We start from the raw sequence: 22,857 nt of genomic DNA, 5'->3' as shown, positions 1-22,857 counted from the left end.
TCTCACTCACTCTGAGGGAGCAACATCTGCACTTTCTGCAACAGCAGCCGGCGGCACAGCTTCTGACGGACCTTCGTCTTTAGCTACACTGACCGGAGGCTGGCGCATCAGCATGCCAATGATACGTCCCAGTGTTTCGCGCATCTCGTGACGCGCCACCACCATATCAAGCATACCATGTTCGACAAGATATTCTGAACGCTGGAAACCCTCGGGCAGTTTCTCACGTACCGTGTCCTGAATAACGCGGGGACCAGCAAAGCCAATCAACGCATTTGGCTCACCAATCTGCACATCACCCAGCATAGCAAACGAAGCCGTCACACCACCTGTTGTGGGGTTTGTCATCACAACAATATAAGGCAGACCGGCCTCTCTGAGCATCTGCACGCCAATTGTTGTACGGGGCATCTGCATCAGGCTCAGTGCACCCTCCTGCATACGGGCACCACCTGAAGCCGTAAAAATAACCAGAGGAGATTTTTGTAAAATAGCCAGGCGGGCAGCGGCGACAAAACGTTCACCAAAAGCTGCACCCATTGTGCCTGCCATAAACTCAAACGCCATCACGGCTACAACCGCCGGGTGACCACCAATCAAACCATGCGCGGCAACAAAAGACTCATCAACCTGGCTTTTGGCACGGGCATCTTTCAGGCGGTCAGTATAGCGCTTCTGATCACGAAAACCGAGCGGATCAACCGGAGCAGAAGGCAGATCAATACGTGCGCTCTCTCCGTTATCAAATGTCCAGGCAAAACGATCAGCAACCAGAACCTTCATATGATGACCACAGTGCGGACACACATTATAATTTTTGTGCAGCTCTTTGCTCAAAATCATCTGGCTGCAGGAGTCACAGTTGGTCCACAGATTATCCGGCACTTCACGTCGCAAAAGGCCACGAATTTTAGGACGGACGTATTCAGTGATCCAGCTCATATTGACCCTTGCAACTTTAAAAGTGAAAATTAAATGATTCGTCTGGTACACCAGATCAGGCGCGCAGCATTACGCCGTTTATGCTCCCCTGCCAAGCTTTTGAAGGCAAAAAACCGGTTACACCGGCAGGATCCAGCGTTAATCTGTCTTCAAAATTCTTCGTCTTGCAGGCTACGTCAGAGGGCTGATCGTAGCATCTTTACTTCTGAGAGGTAAAGCAAAACAGAAGGCATGTACAAACTGCCTGCCTCCTGTTTGCTAACACTACCCTCAGCCTTTCAGCAAAGAGCAATCTGCTCAGAGAGCGCCTTCAACCCATGCCTTAAGCTGGCTTTTTGGCAAAGCGCCAACTTTAGTCTCAACAACTTTCCCGTCGCGTACCAGCATCAGTGTCGGAATGCTGCGAACGCCATAGTTCGTTGGAGTTTCAGGGTTTTCATCAATATTAATTTTGGCAACGGTGACTTTACCGGCATATTCTTTGCCAATTTCCTCAAGAGCCGGACCAATCATTTTACAGGGGCCGCACCATTCAGCCCAGAAATCGACCAGAACCAGACCCGAAGCGCCAAGCACGTTTGTGGCAAAATCAGAATCGTTCACTGCAACAGTATGTTCGCTCATAATCTTCTCCCGTATGTCCCCGCCCATGCCCTGTAAAAGACAGAGCATTCTGAACTTTCAGTTTCACATCTCATTAACACTAGGGATGCTTAAGGCAAGGTTCAAGGTGCTCACGTCCCGCACACACTTCCGCCAGAAAAATAAAATACTTCCATGCAGTCCTGCGAAAATTATAAAAGAAAATAACTATTCAAATAATAACATCCCACACTATAAAATAAAATTTAATCCCGCAATTCGTTATAAAAAATTTTACTTATAAATAATATTCTCATCAAGTAGTTCGTCTGGCAGAACATCAGCACGCGGACCTTCTGTCCAGACCAGGACACAGGTCACCGGCCGGTCAGGGTAAAGCCCCTGCAACAAAAGCCGGTAAGCTGCCATCTGCCGCAGATACAACACAGGCACCGCTGAAACAGAACGTGGAACATGCCGGCCACTTTTAAAATCACACAGCAAAACACGGTCAGGCAAGACACACATCCGGTCTACCTGCCCTACAATCACCTGACCACCGGCCACACCGGCAAGCCTCTGCTCAACACGGGCCTGCCCGGAAAATAAAGGGGCAAGCTCAGGCATAGACAGCACCTCTATCACCTGACGAGCAAGCGTATCGGCCTCATCCGGCTGCCCGCCGGCTGCAACAGGACGCTTCAGCCATTTCATTGCCAGAGCCATCCACTGCTCCTGCGGATGCTCAGGCAGATACTGCAGTAAAGAATGTACTAATCGCCCACGGGCAAAAGCAGCCTCACGCGCCTGTGCGGGAGTAATACCAGTGATATCCAGAGGCGAGGTTGTCGCGGGCAACGGCCCCAGCATGACATCATCAGGACGGCTGGGAGCTAATGGTCGTGACAAAGCTGACTCAGCCTCAGGCAAAACTGGCTTCCAGTCAGGGGCACTGCCCATCCAGCCAGGCAAAACCGGAGCCTCAGCTTTATGCGGCAGAGAGGGGGGAACGGAAACGACAGCTAAAGAGTCTTCCTGACCCTTTGCACTGCTCTCTTCTATCACAAGCATTTCACCGCCCTGGTCGCCTGATTCACAGGGGAGAGAAATGGCTCCGGCAGCTTCAAACCCCTGGCGACACCGCTCATACCAGCTTTCAGCAGGGACGGAATGTGCTGGCATCCAGCCACAGACAATCAGCCTCTCAGCCGCACGGGTCAGTGCCACATATAAAAGGCGGTTATATTCCTCAATGGCCTTAGCCTGAGCACGGGCGCGCAATGACCGAGTCACAGTTGTAGAGAGAGCACTACGCGGCACATAAAGCGGCACATCGACACCTGTCTGCTTGTCTTTGCTCCACAAAACCCGCTCTTCATAACGTGGCTTACTCACAGTATCAGGCAAAATCACCAGGCGCGCCTGTAACCCTTTCGCACCATGTGCCGTCATTACCCTGACAGACTGACTACCGGCCTCAGCAATGCGCTTAACACTCTCCTGCGAATTCTGAATCCAGAACACAAAGCCCTGTAAGGACGGCGGGTGCATCTCCTGATAACGCAGGGCCGCAGAGAGCAGCTCGTCAATCGCTTCAGCCGCTTCAGGCCCCAGGCGTGCAAGCAGACGCGCCCGCCCTCCGCCACGACCGAGCGCTTCAGACAGCAGCTCATGCGGTGTCAGATAATCAACCCGGTGAAAAAGGCTGTCGAGTAACGCCCATGCCCGTGACCAGTCTGGTCTTTGCGCATGGCGCTCACGCAGGGCAGACCATAAAGGCTCCCCCGGTTTACGCCCGGTAGCCAGAGCCATCAGGCTGTCATCTGACACACCGCCAAGAGGAGATGTCAGCACACATGCCAGCGTCAGATCATCCTGCGGCAAAAGCAGCGCCGAACACAGCGCAACAAGGTCCTGCACCGCCAGCTGATCAGCCAGTCCTGTACTCACCAGGGTCATGACCGGAATATTCTGAATTTTCAGTGCGCGGATCAGTGCTGTCACAAAAGGCGAACGACGCGGGACAAGAATAAGAATATCCCCTGGTGTCAGAGGTTCTTCACCTGGCGCGGGGGGAGATGCCAGCTCATGAGCAATATGACGAGCCAGGGTATCAGCCAGCTTCTGCCGGGCATTCTGGCGTGTCGTATTTCTGTCCACCTTATCCCAGGGGGTGGTGACCTCATCCTCATCTTCACGCACGGATTCAGTCAGCGGCCATAACTCCACACGCCCGGGCTGCCCCACCCGGGCGCTCAGATGCTGCATGGGAGGCGCACCTTCATCAACCACGCCACGAGCAGCCTCTGGCACAGAAAAAACAGCGTCAACCAGCTTTAATACCGGCAAGGTTGAACGAAAAGAAACCGTCAGTGCCGGGTCATACCAGGTTTGTCCTGCTCCTTCAGCCCGCTGCTGAAACCGCTCACGCCAAGTACGAAAAGATTCGGGGTCAGCCCCCTGAAACCCATAAATTGACTGTTTATAATCCCCCACGGCAAACACGGTACGCGGGCCAGCCTCCTCCTCACGCGCGCCCTGACCTGCAAAAAACTCCTCTGTCAGATCACCGGCTATACGCCATTGCTCAGCTGAGGTGTCCTGCACCTCATCAAGCAAAAGATGGTCGATACCACCATCAAGCTTATACATAACCCATGCGGCGCCGGGCTCACGCAGCAACTGCAATGTGTTATGAATCAGGTCTTCATATTCAACCAGTCCACGACGGGTTTTACGCTCGGTATAAAGGGCAGAAACCGGAGCGACCATCTGCACGAGAGCCGCCCCCAGCGACACCAGCTCACGGCCGAGCATAACATCATCAACAGCGAGGATACGCTCTGCCTCGCGCAACAGATATTCAGCCTGCTGCGGATATTTTTCACTCAGCTTTTTCGTAATCAGCCCGGTACTACGCGGCTTATTTTGCCTGGTCAGAAAACCATTACGCCATACATCCCACTGCTCTGCCCTCTGCCTGGCAGAAAGTGAAAGCCAGTCAAGCAGCTGCACAGTATTACGTCTGACAGCCTCTGTACCCTCCTCAGACAAAACACCAAGAAAAGAGCGCAGGTTTTCTTCACCGGCAAAACCGGTGCAGGCTTTTTCCAGCTGATCGGTATCAGAGCCCTGCACAGCCTCAGGCGGCAGCCGCAAAACCCGTGCAAAAACAGACCGGATACCGTCAGGGTTTTTTGAGACCCACTGAAAAAGATTTTTGCTTTTTTCATCCCGGCGTAAAGACGCTGCCAGCCCGACAAAATCTGTTGCGCGCATAATTCCGGCCAGCGGGGCAAGCAGGGCGGTATTCTGTCCACTCAGCACAGTTTCCACACATCCGTTCAGCGCCAGGGCGGCATCAGTCTCCTCCAGGACGGTAAAGTAAGGGTTCATCGCGGCTTCGAGCGGAAACGACCTGAGCAGCGACTGGCAAAACGCATGAATGGTGCCAATGCGCATTCCACCAGGCAGATCAAGCACCTCAGCAAATAACGCACGGGCCTGCTGACGTGTCTGCTGTGTGCACGGCACAAAAAGAGCGGCAAGGTCTTTATTAAGAGCCTCGTCAGAATACGTAACCCACTGCCCGAGACGATGCTGCAGACGAATAGCCATTTCAGCCGCAGCAGCCCTGGTGAAAGTCAGACACAAAATACGGGCAGGAGGGCTACCAGGTACGATCTCACCAGTCTCCAGCTCGCGCGGCAACATGAGACGCAACAGGCGGTCGATCAGTAGTTTTGTTTTACCACTCCCTGCAGAAGCAGACACAAAGACTGAAGCCGCCGGGTCAGAGGCCAGCCCCTGCTGGGCATTTGCCTGAGCGATAACCTCTGCGATACTATAAGAGCCACTCATTCTTCTTCATCCAGGCTGGCAACCCCCCATTCCGGCACTCTGGCCAGGCGGGCATAATCAGCAAAACGTGGTTCCTTACCCGGGTGCGGGTGCGAGAGATAAGGCTGTTCAGGGTCATCATAGGCAAAAACGCGCTCACGCAGTTTTTCCCATATCTGCTCAGCAACATCTGTCAGAGACTCATCTTTAGGGGCTGTAACCAGAACTTCTTTGCCTGGCTCGGCACCACCGGTCAGCTGCCAGTACACCAGCCCGCCTATTTCAGGAGAGGCCTTATCAGCTTCCAGTGCAAAACCAGAAAAACCACCACGCAGCACCATTGCTGCCTCAAGGGGGAGCTGAGGGCTCCAGCCTGACAACACCTCATTTTTAGTTGGAAGTGTACCGGTTTTATAATCACTCACCAGCACCCGGCCCTGCGCATCAAGGTCAATACGATCAGCACGCCCCACGAGCGAGAAAGCACCGGCCGGCGCATCAGGGATGACAACCTTACCACGCAGCTCTGTACTGATGCGCTGCGGGTTCCCCTCCGCTTCACGGCGAGCTTCCTCAGCCTGCACCACCCAGGAGGCAATACGCATCAGACGCGGCTCCCACCAGGCACGCAACGCCGGGCGCAAAATATGCGCATACAACACATCACGAAAAATCGCCTTAAGCCCGGCTTCAGCGTTTACAGGCCAAGATACCCCATATTTTCTGAACCATTGCTCAAGAGCAGCATGCACAATGACACCATAATCTGAAGCATCGGCAGCCTCTTCAAGCTCAGGCAACACGTCCAGCTTCAGAACATGGCGGGCATAAAGAGCATAAGGGTCACGGTTCCATGTCTCAATTTCCGTCACACTCAGACGACGCGGGCGCAATGCAACAGGTGGCTTTGGCTCGGGTGGACGCACAGGGCGAGCAGCACCTTCGGGCTGATCAAGTGCTTCGAGCCAGCGGGCCGCCGGGTGAAAAGGCAGGTGCATCTGACGCCCTGCCAGAAACGCATTCAGCCTGGTGAGCCAGCGTGCAGGAACAACCGGCACACCTTCACGCCGCCGGGGACAGGATAAAATTACCTCTCCCCCCGCAGCAACACAGGAGAAAAAGTCATGTGCCGCCTGCCCGATTTCCTGCTCAGGTGAAGGCAGGCCAGCTTTTTGTCGCATCGGACGGCTCATCCACGGGCCGGCATCAGGCACAGGGGGCCAGACCCCTTCCACCAGGCTGCCCAGAATGACTGTATCAGCCGTTTGCAAACGCGCTTCAAACAAACCCCATATCAACACACGCGGATGCAACGCTGCAGGGTCACCCCCGTAACGACTGGCAACACGCTCTTCGGCCAGCACGGCACACAACAGACCGTCAAGCACAGCCGGAGGCTGATGCGGCAAAATATCACTCGCCATAATCAGATCTGTGAGCTTACGCGCCAGAAGATTTCCTTCCTCTCCGCGCCACAAACGCTGAGGGGCCTCCTCCGTGTCCGTTGCGACCAGACGCTCCACTGTTTGCACCAGAGCTGTCAGCAGGTCAGGAACAGATGCCTTAAACCCGCAGGAGGGAGCAGGCGCAGGGCCATCAGACTGTGTTTCTTCCGCATTTTCGTCCGGCCAGGCCATAACAGGTTCAAGACAACGGGCCAGCCGATCCATAAATTTCAGCAGAGGTTCGGGACCAAAGGGACGGTCGGCATCATTACCGGCACTGATTTTGCCAGCTTTTTGCTCCTTACGCTCCCAGTCAGCAACGGAGACCTCAACAGCATGGCGCAAAGCTGCAAAACCGGGAGGAGGTGCGGGCCCGCGCAGCACAGAACGCTCGAGTAAACGGGCCGATGCGCGACACACCCCGGGCGGAAGACCGCAGGCAACCAGAGGGTGCTTGAGAAGTGTCAGAAGCGCCACGGGGGAATAGCGGCTCTCAACCAGGCGGGCAATGTGACGCAAAAGCACGCCGCCCGGTGTACCGATAAGAGACGCCCCGGCACTGTCATCCGCCAGAATACCCCATCTGCTCAGCTCCGTCACGACACGGGCAGCCAGAGCGCGGTCTGGCGTGATAAGGGCGGCACGTTTGCCGGGCTGAGCAACAACGTCACGCATAATCATGGCGACAGCGACTGCTTCCTCCTGCTGCCCGGCTGTTTCAAGACGAACAACCTGCTGTAAAGCTGATGGTCCAGGCTTAACCCAGTCCTCCAGAGCTGCGGCAGGTAACAGCGCACGGGCCAGAGTCTGCGTTCGTTCAGGATACCCTCCCTCACCCTGCCAGATCTGCACATCACTCCGCCTGACCTCCAGATCTTTCAGCAGACAACTCAGCCCGGCCTGTGGATGGCTATCAGGTAAGGTCGCAAAAATTTCATCAGGCATATCTGTATCAAGGCCAGACACAACCACACACCCCTGAGGGCTGGCGAGAATAGCCTGCAACGCCTCAGCTGTTGCGGGCATAATATTTGTAAAGCCTGCTGCCCATAAAGGCGTCTGCTCATCAGCCGCTGCTTTTTTTCGCCATAATGCCGCCTGTGCACGCAGCAAAGCAACCTGACGGGCAACCGGGTTCATAACCCCCTGCGCCTGCAACCATGCAGGCCAGGCAGCCGTAACAATATCGAGAAATTGCAGTATCTTCTGCCAGTGCTCAGCAAAACCCTCCTGCACGGCATCCGGCAGGCGCTCAGTCAGGTTAACATCAGCCCACTCAGCTTCATCCATCAGCTCGGCCAGGGCTTTTGCGAGCGGCCAGGCCTGATCAAGCAACGGGCGGGTGCCAAAAGCCTGATCAGCCTGCAAAATAAGACGTGTCAGAACCGTAAGACGTGTCATGCCATCAACAGCCGGAGGAAGAAGAAGCCCCTCGCCGCCGCCAACACCGCCAGACAAACCAAGTTCTGCCTCATCAAGCGCACTAACCGGCAAAATACGTGGCAGCAGCATCGGCTTGCCGTCCATATGACGCATAAAAGCTTCTGTCAGCCCACGGGCAGCACGACGACCGGGCAGCACGATAGTGCCCTCTCCCATTTTTTCAGGGTCCCAATGCGCAGTGTGCAACCAGCGTAATGCTACCTGATCAAGAAAGGGCAGATGCGCCGGAACCGTTGCCAGCCGTGCCTGACCTGACACATTCCCCTGCGCCATGTTTCAGCCTCCTGCCCTGTGCCAGCCTGGAGAAAGACGCTCTTCCCACCCCTGCACAGACACCATTCGCGTACCGTCAGCCTGAACAGACAACGTCAGATGCAAGGCATTATCTGGCAGAAACTCTTCAAGCTTATCGGGCCACTCGACAAGAACAACACCCTCACGCGCATCATCCCAGCCGAGCTCTTCAAGCTCATCAGCGCTCCCCAGTCGCCAGAGATCAAAATGCGACACAACATAATCAGGGGCCTGATAGGCCTGAACAAGAGTGTAGGTAGGACTCGGCACCTCAAGCGCCTCATCACGGCAGGCAGCCCGCAAAAACGCTCTGGAGAACACACTTTTTCCGGCGCCGAGTGGACCAGACAGTAAAAGAGCGTCGCCTGGGCGTGCCTGAGCAGCCAGAATGCACGCCAGACGGCCGGTAGCATTTTCATCACCAAGAGTAATAAGGCCAGTCTGAGCACTCATTCTGCAATCGCTTTCTCTGACAGTCTTCTGTTTTAAGGTCTGATATCTAAGAAGATATTGCAAGGCACACAGCAATTACACAATTTACTAAAATATAATATTAAAATGAGCATATTACCAATAACAAAGGTAAAATTATACCCCCTGCTAACTACGCACATACAATGTGAACCCACTGAATTATCTAAAGAAAAATGTACAATAGATATTATTTTAATAAAATAATAATCATATTAAAATAACATTAAATATCAAATTAAAGTAAAATAATTAAATACTTAATAATCATATATATTTTATGTATATATAAAAAATATCAATTTTAAAAAATAATAGAATTTTTTTTCCTATTGTTTTTATTGTATAAAATACAATAAATATAAAAATAACCTTAAAATATTTATTTTATATGCAATTAATTTAATGTTTTATTTGTGTTTATTTTATATAAAAACACCTAAAAGTATATTATAAGATTGTTAATACAACCCAGGGGCGTAATTTTGCTCCTTCCACGGAGAAAACAATATGCGCATTCTTTTTGCTCAGGATAACCAGTCTCTTACGGAAGAAATTGTAACTAAACTTAACAGCATTGGCTTCATTACTGACGTGTGCTCATCGGGGCATGATGCACTCGAAATGATGCGTAACTATAATTATGGTCTGGCAATTATTGAGCTGATGCTGCCAGATATGGATGGGTTTGATATTATTAACACAGCACGCTCAACAAGGCTGGAAACCCCGATTATTATTTTATCTGATATCGATAAACCCCATACAAAAATAAAAGCTTTTGCTAATGGAGCTGATGATTATATTGCAACGCCATGCGACATAAATGAGCTTATTGCCCGCATTCAGGCTATTCTGCGTCGTTCAGGCGGCTTTGCAAGTTCTGTGACGCAGATTGGTGACCTGACCATGGATATGAACTCACAGACCGTTACAGTATCCGGGCGTCCCGTTCATCTGACAAACAAAGAGTTCTCTACTCTCAAACTTCTTATGATGCGTAAAAATATTACTCTTACCAAAGAGATTCTTCTCGATAACCTCTATAATGGACAAGATCAGCCAGACATCAAAATAATTGATGTCTTTATCTGCAAACTTCGTAAAAAACTGGCTGATGCCGGTGCCAGAAAACTTATTACTACCATCTGGGGAAGAGGCTATATTCTTAAAACCCCGATGGCTATAAGCGAACAGGGGGCAGTCCCTGCATATTCTTCGATAAATGCTCAGCAGGCTATCGCATAAAAGCGACCTGATGCCACAAAGGGCCGGCTCCCCCCCCTAAACCAGGAGCCATTACAATAGCTTGCCTGACATATGCTCTGGCCTGATGAACAGCGTCAAAAAGAGAGTAACCCTGTGCCAGTCGTGTTGCCAGCGCACTGGCCAGTGTACAGCCTGTGCCATGTGTATGACGCGTATTAATACGCGTATCAGAGAACTCACTGAAATTAACGCCATCAAATAAAACATCAACCAGTGTATCATCTGTCAGGTGCCCGCCTTTCACCACAACAGCTGCACCGGTTGCATTATACAATCTGCGAGCTGCCTGACGCATCTCGTTTACTGTTGTGATATCCTGCTTTACCAGGCAAATCGCTTCAGGAATATTAGGCGTAATAACTGTTGCCTGTGGTAATAACACGTTCTGTAACGTATCGAGCACTTCCTCAGCCAGAAGTGCTGCACCACCTTTTGCTACCATAACAGGGTCAACCACAACCGGCACATCAGGAAAACGCGAGACATAATGCTGTATCTCTTCAGCCACCACGCGTATTTCTGCAGCTCCTCCAACCATACCGGTTTTAAAAGCATCCGTCCCCAGGTCATTAAGGACAGCATGAATCTGCTGCCGTAAAAACTCAGGTGGAACAGGCAAAATACTATCAACACCATGCGTGTTCTGTGCGGTCAGGGCTGTGATCGCCGTCATGGCATAGCCCTGCAGGGTCGTTATGGTCTTAATGTCAGCCTGTATACCGGCCCCGCCGCCGGAATCACTCCCCGCAATGGAGAGAACACGCACGACCGGCTGCTCCGTTTTCTGCATCTTCTTCTCTTATTCGGTGGCTTCTATAACACCACACATGTCTGAAACGGCCTGTTCAACAAGGAGAGAATCCTCAGCTTCAACCATCACACGTATCAAAGGCTCTGTACCACTTTTACGCAAAACCAGACGGCCACGGCCAGCTAGTTGTTTCTCTATTTCTGCCTGCTTTTCCTTAACGCTCTCACGCTCAAGCGGGCTTACCCCTGTAAAACGTATATTCTGCAATTTCTGTGGGAAAGGCTTAAACAAACGACACACCTGACTGGCGGGACGGCCATCTTCAACAAGAAATGCCAGAATTTGCAGTGCCGCGATAAGACCATCTCCGGTGGTACCAAAATCAGTCAGCACCATATGGCCTGACTGTTCGCCACCAATATTTATGCCGCGTTCGCGCATTCTCTCAACGACATAGCGATCACCCACTGATGTGCGTTCAAGACCGATATTCAGATCATTAAGAAAACGCTCAAGCCCCATGTTCGACATTACAGTCGCAACAATCCCTCCCCCTTCAAGGCGATGCTCACGATTCCAGGACTGTGCAATTAATGCAAGAATCTGATCACCATCAATCAGATGACCTGTTTCGTCTGCAATCAGAACACGATCAGCATCACCATCAAGAGCAATACCCAGGTGCGCTTTATGTTGCCTGACCGCAGCACATAATGTTTCAGAGTAAGTCGACCCACATTGCTCATTAATATTCACACCATCAGGTGTGCAACCAATACGAATAACTTCCGCACCCAGCTCCCACAGGGCTGTCGGGGCCACCCGGTAAGCCGAACCATTGGCACAATCAATGACGATTTTCATACCATCAAGGCGTATTTTACGCGGGAAAGAAGCCTTGGCATGTTCAATATAACGCCCGGCTGCGTCATTCAGGCGAGAGGCTCTTCCGATTTTATCGGGGGCGGCAAGGCGACCTGTCAGGTCAGATTCCATCAGGTCTTCAATCTCGTGCTCATCAGCATCCGAGAGTTTAAAACCATCAGGACCAAATAGTTTAATGCCGTTATCCTCAAAGGGATTATGAGAGGCTGAAATCATCACCCCAAGGTCAGCACGCAAAGAGCGGGTCAGCATCGCAATAGCAGGTGTTGGCAGCGGCCCGACAAAGGTTACATCCATACCAGCTGAGAGAAAGCCAGAAACCATGGCACTTTCAATCATATACCCTGACAAACGCGTATCTTTGCCAACCAGTACGCTATGACGATGGTCACCGCGCGTAAAGCGCAGACCTGCAGCCTGACCCAGACGCTGAGCTGTTTCTACGGTCATCGGGGTCTGATTAGCTGTACCCCGAATGCCATCTGTACCAAACAGACGTTTCTGACGTATCATCCCAGCTCTCCTGCATTCCGGTTTTCTTCGGCCATCGTATGCTGCACAATGACCTTTGTGTTCTAGAGCGATTTACCTCAGCGCGAAACCATGTATCTGTTATAAACTCAGACGTTTTAAAAATTCTGTAACGCCTGCCAGGTATTAAGAGACTGCATCATACCAGCGACATCATGCACCCGCGCGATACAACCGCCCGCAGTAAGTCCTGCCAGTGACGCTGTGTGTGTACCAGCATCCCGCTGCGCAGCTGAAGTAACACCTGTTACCGTACCGATCATACGCTTACGCGACACACCGACCAGAATCGGACACCCCAGATTAGTAAACAGTGCCACACGCGCCAGCAGCTGCATGTTCTGCTCTGTTGTTTTTGCAAAACCAAAACCTGGGTCAATAATAATACGCCCAGGCTTTATCCCCCCCTCAACAGCATATTTTAACCGTTCGCCAAGTTCACGTACCGTATCGTACCCAATATCCTGATAATCAGTATACGCTCCCATAGTCTGGGGAGTTCCGCGCATATGCATCAGCACAACGCCACAGGTATGTTGCGCAAGCAACGGCAAAGCATCGGGGTCATCGAGCGCTGAAATATCGTTAATAATATGAACGCCAGCTTCCAGAGCCTGCTCCATAACGAAGCTATGACGCGTATCCACTGACAAAATCGTATCGGGTAAATGCTCTCGTAACGCAGAAACCGTCTCTCCAATTCGCTGCCATTCCTCCCGGGGGGTAATCACCGCTGAGCCAGGACGTGTACTTTCTCCACCAATATCGAGAATACGCGCACCCTGCTCAACACTCTGCCTGCTGGCTGCAACTGCATGCTCAGCATTACCTGCATGACCATCACTGCTAAAACTATCAGGTGTGAGATTAACAATACCCATAACCTGCTTGTTCAATGACACAACATCGCTGACAGGCGCACGTGAAATACGCTCAAGTTGCGGCTGCCACCCGGCTGGCACAGACGAAACAGGCATAAACCCGCTACGCGTATAACCATCAATCAGATCAACCAGTGTAAAAGCGGCAGGCCCGCCAGCAAGGGGTAAGGCATGACCAGCCCGCACTGCCTCCCTCGCTACGGAACCATAAATAAGCCCTGAAGGTTCAGCTAAACGCGTAAAATCCATCATCTCATCCACAATAAAAAAGGGCGGCATAAAACTGCCGCCCCGTTCTTAATCTTAAAGCTGTTCAGTCACCAGCAGCGTTAGCTCAGCTGAGGCGCCGGAACTGAAGGCCCATCATCACTGCCTGAGGGCTTCACTTCTGCTTCAATAACCTGCGGAACAGAAGCCCGACGATTCACCGGCCCGGAATCATCGTCTTCTTTACGCTCGATCGGCTGACCTCTCATAAGCTGGCGAATTTCTTCGCCCGTCAGCGTTTCAAACTCCAGCAGACCTTCAGCAATCCTGTGCAGAGCATCAATATTGCCATGCATATAGTCACGGGCCTGCTCATAGGCTTCATCAATCAGGCGTTTGATTTCCGAATCAATCTCCATAGCTGTATGCTCAGAGAAGTTCTTCGCACTGCCAAACATACCTGCGCTGCCATTATCGTCACCGGCATAAGCGATCATACCAACTTTGTCGCTCATTCCCCATTCGGTAACCATGCTGCGGGCAACTCTGGTTGCCATCTGAATGTCGCCCATAGCGCCATTACAGATATTATCTTTGCCGTAGATAACCTCTTCAGCCACACGACCACCCATTGCCACAACAAGGTGGGCAATGCAGTTTTTGCGACTCATAGAAAGACGATCGCCTTCTGGCAGACGCATCACCATACCCAGAGCACGGCCACGCGGAATGATCGTTGCTTTATGAATAGGCTCACTCTCAGGGACCAGAACAGCTGTCACGGCATGGCCGGCTTCATGATAAGCCGTGCGCTTCTTCTCATCCTCATGCATGACGAGTGAACGGCGCTCAGCACCCATAAGCACTTTATCTTTGGCGTCTTCAAACTCACGCATAGCAACTGTACGCTTGCCCTGACGCGCAGCAGCAAGGGCTGCTTCATTCACCAGATTGGCAAGATCAGCACCAGAGAAACCAGGAGTGCCGCGGGCAATAATACGTGGGTCAACGTCAGAGGCCAGTGGCACTTTGCGCATATGCACACGCAAAATCTTTTCACGACCTGCAACATCAGGGTTTGACACAACAACCTGACGGTCAAAACGACCAGGGCGCAGCAATGCGGGGTCGAGCACATCAGGGCGGTTTGTTGCAGCAATAAGGATTACCCCTTCACTGCTCTCAAAACCATCCATCTCAACCAGCATCTGGTTCAGGGTCTGCTCGCGCTCATCATTGCCGCCACCAAGACCGGCGCCACGATGACGCCCGACTGCGTCGATCTCATCAATGAAGATAATGCAGGGAGCTGCTTTTTTACCCTGCTCAAACATATCACGAACACGTGACGCACCAACACCGACAAACATCTCGACAAAGTCAGAACCGGAAATGGTGAAGAAAGGCACATTGGCTTCACCTGCAATAGCACGGGCCAGCAGGGTTTTACCTGTACCGGGGGGGCCAACCAGCAGAACACCTTTGGGGATTTTACCACCCAGCCGGGTAAATTTCTGCGGGTCTTTCAGGAAATCAACAATCTCCTGTAACTCACCCTTTGCCTCATCAATACCGGCGACATCATCAAACGTAACGCGACCATGCTTTTCTGTCAGCATTTTAGCGCGGGACTTACCAAAGCCCATTGCACCACGGCCGGCACCACCCTGCATCTGGCGCATTACGAACAGCCAGGCTGCGATCATAATGATAATAGGCAGCGCATTAAGGAAATAACGCAGCAGCGGGCTGCCATCACGATCAAGCGGTTTTGCACTGACCTGCACGCCCTTACTGACCATTTTAGGAATCAGATTTGGGTCATCGGGGGCATATGTTTCAAAGGATGTGCCATCTTTAAGCACACCAGAGATATTGTGCTCCTGCACGACGACAGACCTGACATGATCTGTATCGACATCAGTAACAAAATCAGAATAGGCAAGCTGCTGGGAGGCATGCTGTGTGCTTCCTGGCTGAAAAACATTCACCAGAAAGAGTAACAGCACAATGATGCCAACCCACAGAGCCAGATTACGGCCTAAATTATTCATAGTGGCTGTGTTTCCATACTCGTCTTGGCAAAGCGCCAGAAAGGTCCTGTAAAAATATCATCTGTGCAGCAGATGCCGAAAATTGCAACTTATTCAGATTATAAATAGGGTGATCATCTGCACATTCCTAGGGGATAATCCGCTTTTCTGCACAGAGAATGTCTTTGTTTTGAAAAAAGTAAGGCGATACGAAAAGAACTCATAGCTGCCATACGCAATATTTAAGGACTGACCGGACAAACAGGATCGTACACCGTTCTGCCCCCTGCCGGTACAGGCGGAGCAAATATCAGCCTGATATTTTGTAATACCGGATCATCACATAACCCAATATGCGGAACCGCAATCCGCTGCCCGCCGCGCCACAAAGCCGGTAATGTTGCGCAAAAACGCGCAGGCCACCCGCAACGCTGCTCACGGGCAAGCCCGAAACCCGCAGCCGCTACTGTAATCTCCCCTCCATCCAGCCCGGCAGGAAGACTAACCCTAAAACGATTATCCCACACTGCACGGTCGGCCAGGGCAACAGGCCCCTGCTGCGCGGCAGCCTCTCTGATCAAAAACCACTGTGTCTTATGGCGTACCAGCTGCACACCAGCGAGCGTGGCTTCACAATGACGCAGATACAGCTGCTCAACAGCAGCAACAGAAGGTGGGTAAATAAGGCCCCCAACAGCGCGGATCAGCAACGACAAATTTTCAGGCTGAGGTAAAGTTTCACCGGCAATGGCCCAGCCATAAGGCAACAGAGCGCTCTGCTGTGCCAGTGCTGCAATTCGTTCAGTCTCACGCACCATACGCAAACTGCCCTGCTGCGCTGCCTGCACCCAGCCTGCTGTACGACTGGTACTATCGCGACGAAATGCCGTGCGCACTCTGACACGCTCAGCTGTCAGATCTTCATTAGAGGGGTCGTCGACCCACTCAATCTGCTGCTCTCTCAATGTCTGCCGCAAAGCGTCACGCGAAAAACCAAGCAACGGCCTTACCAGGCGCACCTCAGGCAAAGCTGTGACTGAAGCCATGCCAGCAAGACCATCACAACCACTCCCGGCGCGCTGACGCATAGCTACTGTCTCAGCCTGGTCATCTGCCTGGTGGCCAAGTAACAAATCAGTACACCCCGCCTCATAACAGGCCTGACGAAGTGCCACATAACGCGCAGAACGCGCACGCTCTGCGATACCACTGCCCTTACTCAGATGAGTCAGCGTAATAATCCGTGATGGAATATGAAGAGCCTGCAACCGGCGGGCGGTCAGCCTGGCTTCCTCTGCCGAGTCTTTGCGAAGCCCGTGGTCAACAATCAAAGCCAGCAGATTTTTACGCCATAACGAGGCAAGCCAGGCAAGGCAGAGGCTGTCGCCACCACCGGAAACAGCCAGAGCGACCGGGCTCATACCCGCGCGGTCAGGCACCCACGGGCCAAGGCGCTCCATAACAGCACAAAACTGTGCAGGCGTTATTGCAGCAACCGAAAAAGGATCAGCCAGATCAGAAATTATGAACAGCCACCCCGGGCCGTATAAATTGCTGCTGCATGAGAAACACGTTCAGCAGGAGACGGAAACTCCTGCTTCAGTTTTGCCAGTGCCTGACAGGCTGGCTTTTTATCTCCCATAGCCAGCAAAGATGCCGTTACCCCAAGCAACGCATCTGGCGCACGGGCGCTTTTAGGAGACTGACGATAAGCATCATAATAGGCAATAGCTGACTGCCTGAACTGTTTCTGCCCGGCCAGAGACTGAGCCAGCAAAAACTGAGCATCAACTTTAAAGCTGCCTCTGGCATTTTTCAGCGCGGCCTCAGCATTATCATGCGCTGTCGTATAATCACGCTTTTGCAAAGCAGCCTTACCAGCAGCAAGTAATGCATCTGGTGTAGAAGGGGCTGCTTCAGCTGTTTTTGCCGGAGCAGCTGCGCTGACAGAACCACCGCCGCCATTCTGAGCGGCAAACTGAGCATCAGCCAGCTGTTTTGACAAAGTTGCTACCTGCTGCTGCAGAGAGTTAACCTGCTGGTCAAGCTCGCCCCGCATGTCACGCTGCTGCTGCTCAAGTGTGCTGACACGATCAAGCAGCTGTGCTGTCAGGTCATTGCTGCCAGATGATGAGGTCGCCGGAGTTGAAGACGGCGGAGCAAGAGTGCTGCCACTTTCCCCCGAACTGGCCATCTGTTGCTTAAGCGCTGATACCTGCTGCTGAAGCGCCAGAATCTGATTGTGAAGGGCAAGCCCTTCTCTGCTCATCTCAGCATCCTGCGCATAGGCAGTGCAGGACACGGCAGACACGCCCGCAACAGGCAACATAGCCCCCAGAACAGCGATACGCCCGCAAGCAGAAACAGAACGTATAAAACGGCGTATCATGAGATACCTCACCTTGCTGAAAATCTGTCAGACTTTACACATGAACTGAAAGAAAAACGACCACAATAACAAAAACGGGCCGGAAGATTATCTCCGAACCCGCTCTGTTACGTCAAATACTAAATGTCAAAATTATTTGACAGAAGTAATTGCGTTACGATTCTGCGCCCATGCACTTTCGTCATCACCCGGATCGGTCGGACGATCTTTACCGTAAGAAATGGTCGTAATGCGCGATGATGCTACACCATGAGCCACCAGGAAGTCGCGTGCAGCATTTGCACGACGCTGACCAAGAGCAATGTTGTATTCCTCGGTACCACGATCATCGCAGTTACCTGCAATTTCGATATTAACCTGAGGATATTTTGCCAGCCAGGCTGCCTGTTTCAGCAGGGTTGCCTGCGCATCCTGTGTCAGACCGCTCTGATTGAACGGGAAGAGTACGCGGTCACCCACACTCGCAACCAGATCAGCCTCGCTACCTGGCACCGGACCGCTTGTCTGCGGTGCAATGAGTGTTGCGTCTCCGGTAGAAGCACCCGTATCAACCTTTTTATGGGCACACGCCGTGAGGAAGGTCATAGCGCTCAATGCAGCAACAAGGTGTAGTCTCATTATTTCGGATCCTGAACTGTCGTTCCCTGCGGGAACTGTGTTAATCAAACACAGTGTCGAAGTAGATACACAGAATATTGTTGTACATCTCCGCGTATTTTTCCACCCTTCATTTGAGATACCCCTGAAGAGTCGACAACCGTATGGAGACTAACATTGCGTTAGCCATAACTCCAGTAAGCGGTCAAGCGCTGCCATCTTCGCAGAACATACGAAAATGGCACAATCATGTCATAAACCGCAGGAAAAACACCGATACAAGGCTGAGTATTTCAAAAAAAAACAATAAAAATATTAGAAAAATTCAATCGCAACAGTATCAAAAAAAACAAAAAACATCACGATATTAAAATAATATATTAATTTATATTTTATGGTAAGATGTTTTGTTTTATTATAAATTTTTTCTTTATATTTACAATAAAAAACAGATAAATATCCTTATTTATTATATAATAAAATTATATTTACTAATAGATTTCAAAATATTTCAATACATAAAAAATGACAAAGTTTTGAATATTAAAATATTTATATCCTCTTTCCGGCAGCTCCTCAGGCTAACTCTGCACCTTCTCTTTACTGGCTGAGCGGCTGCTGTCACGCAACACGTCTCTCTGGCTGCATTAATGCACACAGCCAGAGAAAAACGATATAAATCAATATTATCCGTTAAGAGGAGACCAGGCCGGATCAGAAGCCTGCCCTGGTGTTGGCAAAACACGATCATTAAAGCCGGTGATATCCACACTTCCCAGAAGAGAGTTAAAGCCTGAACCACCTGAACTGGCACGAGTCTGACGGCAATAAGCAATCACACGACCATTAGGGCAGAAGGTCGGGCCTTCCACCGTAAAGCCTTCTGTCATAATCCGCTCACCAGTGCCATCAGGGTTCATCACCCCCAGAGAGAAAGATCCGTTTGCAATACGGGTAAATGCAATGAGGTCACCACGCGGGGACCAGACTGGTGAACCGTATGTGCCATGACCGTAAGAAATTCGGTGAACATTCCCCCCCGATGAGCTCATAATATAAAGCTGGGGACTGCCACCGCGGTCAGAGTTAAACACAACCTGTGAACCATCAGGGCTAAAGCAGGGGCTGGTATCAATAGCCCCTGATGACGTGATCTGACGGCGTGCGCCGGAAGCAAGGTCAACAATAAAAATATCAGACCCGCCATTACGCGTTACTGACAGAATAACGGACCGTCCATCAGGTGCAAAGCGCGGTGCAAAAGAAATACCGGCAAAATCGCCCAGTATCTGCTGACGACCTGAGTTGAGGTCAAACAGATACACACGCGGGCGGTTATTAGCATAAGACATGAAAGCAATCTGGTCTTTAACCGGGTTAAAGCGTGGTGTCAGCGTCAGCCAGTTGCCTGCGGTAAGCATGCGGGCATTTGCACCATCCTGATCCATAATTGCCAGGCGGGTTCTCTGATGCGCCCGCGTGCCAGAACGCGCAATAAATGCAATACGGGTATCAAAATACCCTTCCTCACCAAGCATCCGCTTATAAATTACGTCACCGATAATGTGAGCAATGCGGCGCCAGTTATCAGGGGATGTTGTATAGGCTGTTCCCTGAAGCTGTTTGCCGGTCAGTACATCCCACAGACGCATCTCAACACGTACAGAACCGCTGCCAGAAACACTGCCTGTCACCATAGCCCGCGCACCTGTAGCCTTTGCCGCAGCAAAGTCAGGCGTACCAGACATATCGCCACCAGGTATCACTTTAAACAGACCTGTGCCGCTCAGGTCATTCGTCAGGACGCCTGTAATCTGTGACCCGATCCCTCCCCCGAGATTAGCAATAAGAATAGGAATCGGAGCTGTACGCGCCTGATCAACGGTAATTTCTGCTGCGGGCTCTGCCGATGATGCTGCCTGGGCTGCAAGTGGTGTTATCAGCAAACCCCCTGCGGCCAGACCAGCACCAAGAACCGCACGCCGCTCAAACATAAATCCTTTCAGAGCATCGGCTTCCTGATCTGAAATAAGCGGCCTGGTATTCGTCAGCATTACTCTTATCCTCTGTTGAATCTGGTCAGGGTCTGAAAACAAATTTCAGCTGCCGTGTCTGTCCCAGTAGTTTTTTAGGAATAGGCAGTTTTGAACAGGTCGGGCTTAGCACAGCAGAGCGCGCCCTTTCAGCCAGCGCACGATATGACGCGTCAGCATTCATCCGCGCCTGTGTTTCAGGCGCAAATGTAACAATACGTGCCTCACCGTCCGCATCAACTGTCACCACCAGATGCGCCACAAAAGTCGCATAATTTCTGGCCGCGGTGTCTTCAGTATAACAACGCCGCACAGCAGAGCCTATGGCTTTTTGCTCACCAGAGCTCATGCTGCGGGTAATATCACCGTCAGGTGTGCCTCCCCCGTGCGGTGATCCTCCCTGCGTCGGATTTGCCCGTGCTTTTGGCGGGTGCGTTTGCGGCTGCTCAGCACGAAAGGCCTCAAGCGTTTCAAGCAGCGAGTGAGAATCCTGCTGTGTTTTCTTCGCCTTGTTGGGTTGCGTAATATGCGACGGTATCACCGCATCCGGCAGTTCCTCAGCGGGCTGCGTGATAGGAGACGGCGGCACAACTTTCTGCATCGGTTTTGGCGGTGCGGGCGGAGAAGGCGGCGTTTTGACAGCCTCAGGCGATGGCTCCTGCGCTTTAGGCGGCAGGGGCGTATCAGGCAGCTTCTCAGGCTCTGGCACAGAAGGCGGCGGAACAGGCTGTGGAGGAGGAGGTGGTGGTGGTGATTCCTCCTCAGGCACAGGTTTAGGGGGCTCCGGAGAAGGAGGAGCCTGTTTTTCCTCAGGAGCGGGTGCCGGAGCCGGTGAGGTATCAGGCTTATCTGCCTTAGCAGACGCTCCACCTGACTCGGCTCCCTCAAACTGCATTTCCACCACAGTCGGTGGCTCTTCAGGAGGAGGAACAGGAGGAACAGAGATGATCAGAGCCAGAAGGACCGCAACATGCACTCCCCCTGACACATAAAGTGACCGCCTGAGCAAACGCTGATCAGAACGATACGGCGCCGACATTATGCAGCTCCCTCTTCGTCAGAAAGAGCTAGTGGCCACTGCTGGCGGGTTGCTGCGCCAGCAAAGCCACGTGAGTAAAACCACCTTCTGTAATCTGACCCATAACCTGCATGACACGCCCGTAGTCAATATGCGTATCGCCACGCACGAAAATTCGATGTTCTGCATCATTGTTCGATGCAGCCTTAAGCTGCGCAACCAGCTGATCAGGTGACACTGCGGTCTCTCCCAGATACAGCGAACCATCAGCCCTGATAGAAACTGTAATAGGCTTCGTATCAGAGTTAACCGGCTTTGCATCAGTCTTTGGCAAATCTACATTCACACCGCTGGTCATCATGGGTGACGTGACCATAAACACGATCAGCAGCACCAGCATGACATCCACCAGCGGTGTCACGTTAATCTCGGCCATCGGACGACGTCTGCGCCGCCCGCCGCCACCGCCTGATGACATACCCATGCTCAGCCCCTTTCTTCAGACTGACGAGAAAGAATGGCTGCAAACTCTGTGCCAAATCCTTCAAGACGATCCTGAAACAGGTCAAGACTGTTGCTGACAACGTTGTACGCCACATAAGCCGGCACAGCAGTAAGCAGGCCAATAGCCGTAGCAAACAGGGCTTCAGAAATACCAGGGGCGACAACACTCAGGTTTGTATTATGCAGCGCAGCGATCGCACTGAAAGAGTGCATAATACCCCATACTGTGCCAAACAGCCCGACAAACGGAGCTACCGGACCGACTGTAGCAAGAAAAATAACCCAGCGGCGCAGACGGTCCATCTCACGGGTAACGGTAATCATAATAGCGCGGTCAACCCGCTCTTTCACGCCACCACGAACAAGATCTACCCCGGGGATGCGGGCAGAACGGCGCCACTCGCCCATAGCTGCACCGAAAACAGCAGCCAGAGGGTGGGCAGGCTTTGCACCATCACTTTCGTATAAATCATCAAGACTGCCGCCAGACCAGAAACGATCTTCAAATGCAGAAGCAGCCTTATTAATGCGCCGCAGGGTCACAATTTTATCGAAAATAATTGCCCAGACAATGATGCTGCACAGCAGCAGCCCAAGCATAACCAGCTTAACAACCGGAGAGGCATTAATAAACAGCCCCCAAACGGACAAATCTCCGGCTGCGGCTGTACCGAGATTCGCCGCATCAACTGCACGATCCAAAAATGCCTCCTGCCTCTAGTACTCAGTTATACGCGCTGTT

17 protein-coding genes are annotated in these 22,857 nt (G+C 51.8%); 1 reads left to right on the top strand and 16 read right to left on the bottom strand.

The genetic code is table 11. The features are described 5' to 3' along the window. Nucleotides 1-6: 6 nt before the first annotated feature. From accD to tsaE, 5 genes are all read right to left on the bottom strand, one after another. Entirely contained in the window at nt 7-942 is a 936-nt protein-coding gene (gene accD, locus GOB58_RS02410) for an acetyl-CoA carboxylase, carboxyltransferase subunit beta (protein ID WP_086553826.1), read from the bottom strand. Between the two features lie 297 nt (nt 943-1,239). Beyond that, entirely contained in the window at nt 1,240-1,566 is a 327-nt protein-coding gene (gene trxA / locus GOB58_RS02405) for a thioredoxin TrxA (protein ID WP_086553825.1), read from the bottom strand. A 252-nt stretch (nt 1,567-1,818) separates the two neighbouring features. After that, on the bottom strand, nt 1,819-5,385 hold the full coding sequence (addA, locus tag GOB58_RS02400; protein WP_173559218.1) for a double-strand break repair helicase AddA: 3,567 nt from the start codon (nt 5,383-5,385) through the stop codon (nt 1,819-1,821). Further along, complete coding sequence (gene addB / locus GOB58_RS02395) at nt 5,382-8,525, bottom strand: double-strand break repair protein AddB (RefSeq protein WP_173559217.1); 3,144 nt, start codon at nt 8,523-8,525, stop codon at nt 5,382-5,384. The genes addA and addB overlap by 4 nt, the downstream gene beginning before the upstream one ends. Before the next feature lie 3 nt (nt 8,526-8,528). Continuing rightward, the gene (gene tsaE, locus GOB58_RS02390; RefSeq protein ID WP_086635955.1) at nt 8,529-8,999 is read right to left on the bottom strand and encodes a tRNA (adenosine(37)-N6)-threonylcarbamoyltransferase complex ATPase subunit type 1 TsaE; all 471 of its coding nucleotides are present in this window, start codon (nt 8,997-8,999) and stop codon (nt 8,529-8,531) included. Nucleotides 9,000-9,527: 528 nt separating this feature from the next. Between tsaE and GOB58_RS02385 the strand changes: the two genes are divergently transcribed. Continuing rightward, nucleotides 9,528-10,265 (top strand): response regulator transcription factor, encoded by a 738-nt coding sequence (locus GOB58_RS02385; protein WP_086553821.1) that lies wholly within the window; start codon nt 9,528-9,530, stop codon nt 10,263-10,265. Here GOB58_RS02385 and thiD read toward each other — a convergent pair. The 11 genes from thiD to tolQ form a co-directional block, all read right to left on the bottom strand. Beyond that, the gene (gene thiD, locus GOB58_RS02380; protein ID WP_265792811.1) at nt 10,255-11,052 is read right to left on the bottom strand and encodes a bifunctional hydroxymethylpyrimidine kinase/phosphomethylpyrimidine kinase; all 798 of its coding nucleotides are present in this window, start codon (nt 11,050-11,052) and stop codon (nt 10,255-10,257) included. The genes GOB58_RS02385 and thiD overlap by 11 nt on opposite strands. A gap of 33 nt (nt 11,053-11,085) precedes the next feature. Next, nucleotides 11,086-12,435, bottom strand: a complete 1,350-nt coding sequence (gene glmM, locus GOB58_RS02375; RefSeq protein WP_173559215.1) for a phosphoglucosamine mutase — start codon at nt 12,433-12,435, stop codon at nt 11,086-11,088. Nucleotides 12,436-12,551: 116 nt separating this feature from the next. Further along, nucleotides 12,552-13,613, bottom strand: a complete 1,062-nt coding sequence (folP, locus tag GOB58_RS02370) for a dihydropteroate synthase (RefSeq protein ID WP_242005185.1) — start codon at nt 13,611-13,613, stop codon at nt 12,552-12,554. Nucleotides 13,614-13,663: 50 nt separating this feature from the next. After that, the gene (gene ftsH / locus GOB58_RS02365) at nt 13,664-15,595 is read right to left on the bottom strand and encodes an ATP-dependent zinc metalloprotease FtsH (RefSeq protein ID WP_086553818.1); all 1,932 of its coding nucleotides are present in this window, start codon (nt 15,593-15,595) and stop codon (nt 13,664-13,666) included. Between the two features lie 221 nt (nt 15,596-15,816). Beyond that, nucleotides 15,817-17,034, bottom strand: coding sequence for a tRNA lysidine(34) synthetase TilS (gene tilS / locus GOB58_RS02360; protein WP_173559214.1), 1,218 nt, complete (start codon nt 17,032-17,034; stop codon nt 15,817-15,819). Nucleotides 17,035-17,096: 62 nt separating this feature from the next. Next, on the bottom strand, nt 17,097-17,963 hold the full coding sequence (locus GOB58_RS02355; protein WP_173559213.1) for a tol-pal system YbgF family protein: 867 nt from the start codon (nt 17,961-17,963) through the stop codon (nt 17,097-17,099). A gap of 132 nt (nt 17,964-18,095) precedes the next feature. After that, nucleotides 18,096-18,581, bottom strand: a complete 486-nt coding sequence (pal, locus tag GOB58_RS02350; RefSeq protein ID WP_086553816.1) for a peptidoglycan-associated lipoprotein Pal — start codon at nt 18,579-18,581, stop codon at nt 18,096-18,098. Between the two features lie 665 nt (nt 18,582-19,246). Then, nucleotides 19,247-20,614 (bottom strand): Tol-Pal system beta propeller repeat protein TolB, encoded by a 1,368-nt coding sequence (gene tolB / locus GOB58_RS02345; RefSeq protein ID WP_173559212.1) that lies wholly within the window; start codon nt 20,612-20,614, stop codon nt 19,247-19,249. 25 nt (nt 20,615-20,639) lie between these two features. Continuing rightward, the gene (locus tag GOB58_RS02340) at nt 20,640-21,632 is read right to left on the bottom strand and encodes an energy transducer TonB (RefSeq protein WP_173559211.1); all 993 of its coding nucleotides are present in this window, start codon (nt 21,630-21,632) and stop codon (nt 20,640-20,642) included. A gap of 28 nt (nt 21,633-21,660) precedes the next feature. Next, nucleotides 21,661-22,095 (bottom strand): protein TolR, encoded by a 435-nt coding sequence (tolR, locus tag GOB58_RS02335; protein WP_086553813.1) that lies wholly within the window; start codon nt 22,093-22,095, stop codon nt 21,661-21,663. A 2-nt stretch (nt 22,096-22,097) separates the two neighbouring features. Further along, nucleotides 22,098-22,817, bottom strand: coding sequence for a protein TolQ (gene tolQ / locus GOB58_RS02330; RefSeq protein ID WP_086553812.1), 720 nt, complete (start codon nt 22,815-22,817; stop codon nt 22,098-22,100). Nucleotides 22,818-22,857 lie beyond the last annotated feature (40 nt).

The organism is Acetobacter thailandicus (genome assembly GCF_011516655.1).
Lineage (GTDB): Bacteria > Pseudomonadota > Alphaproteobacteria > Acetobacterales > Acetobacteraceae > Acetobacter > Acetobacter thailandicus.
This window is presented reverse-complemented; position numbering and strand designations above follow the sequence as displayed.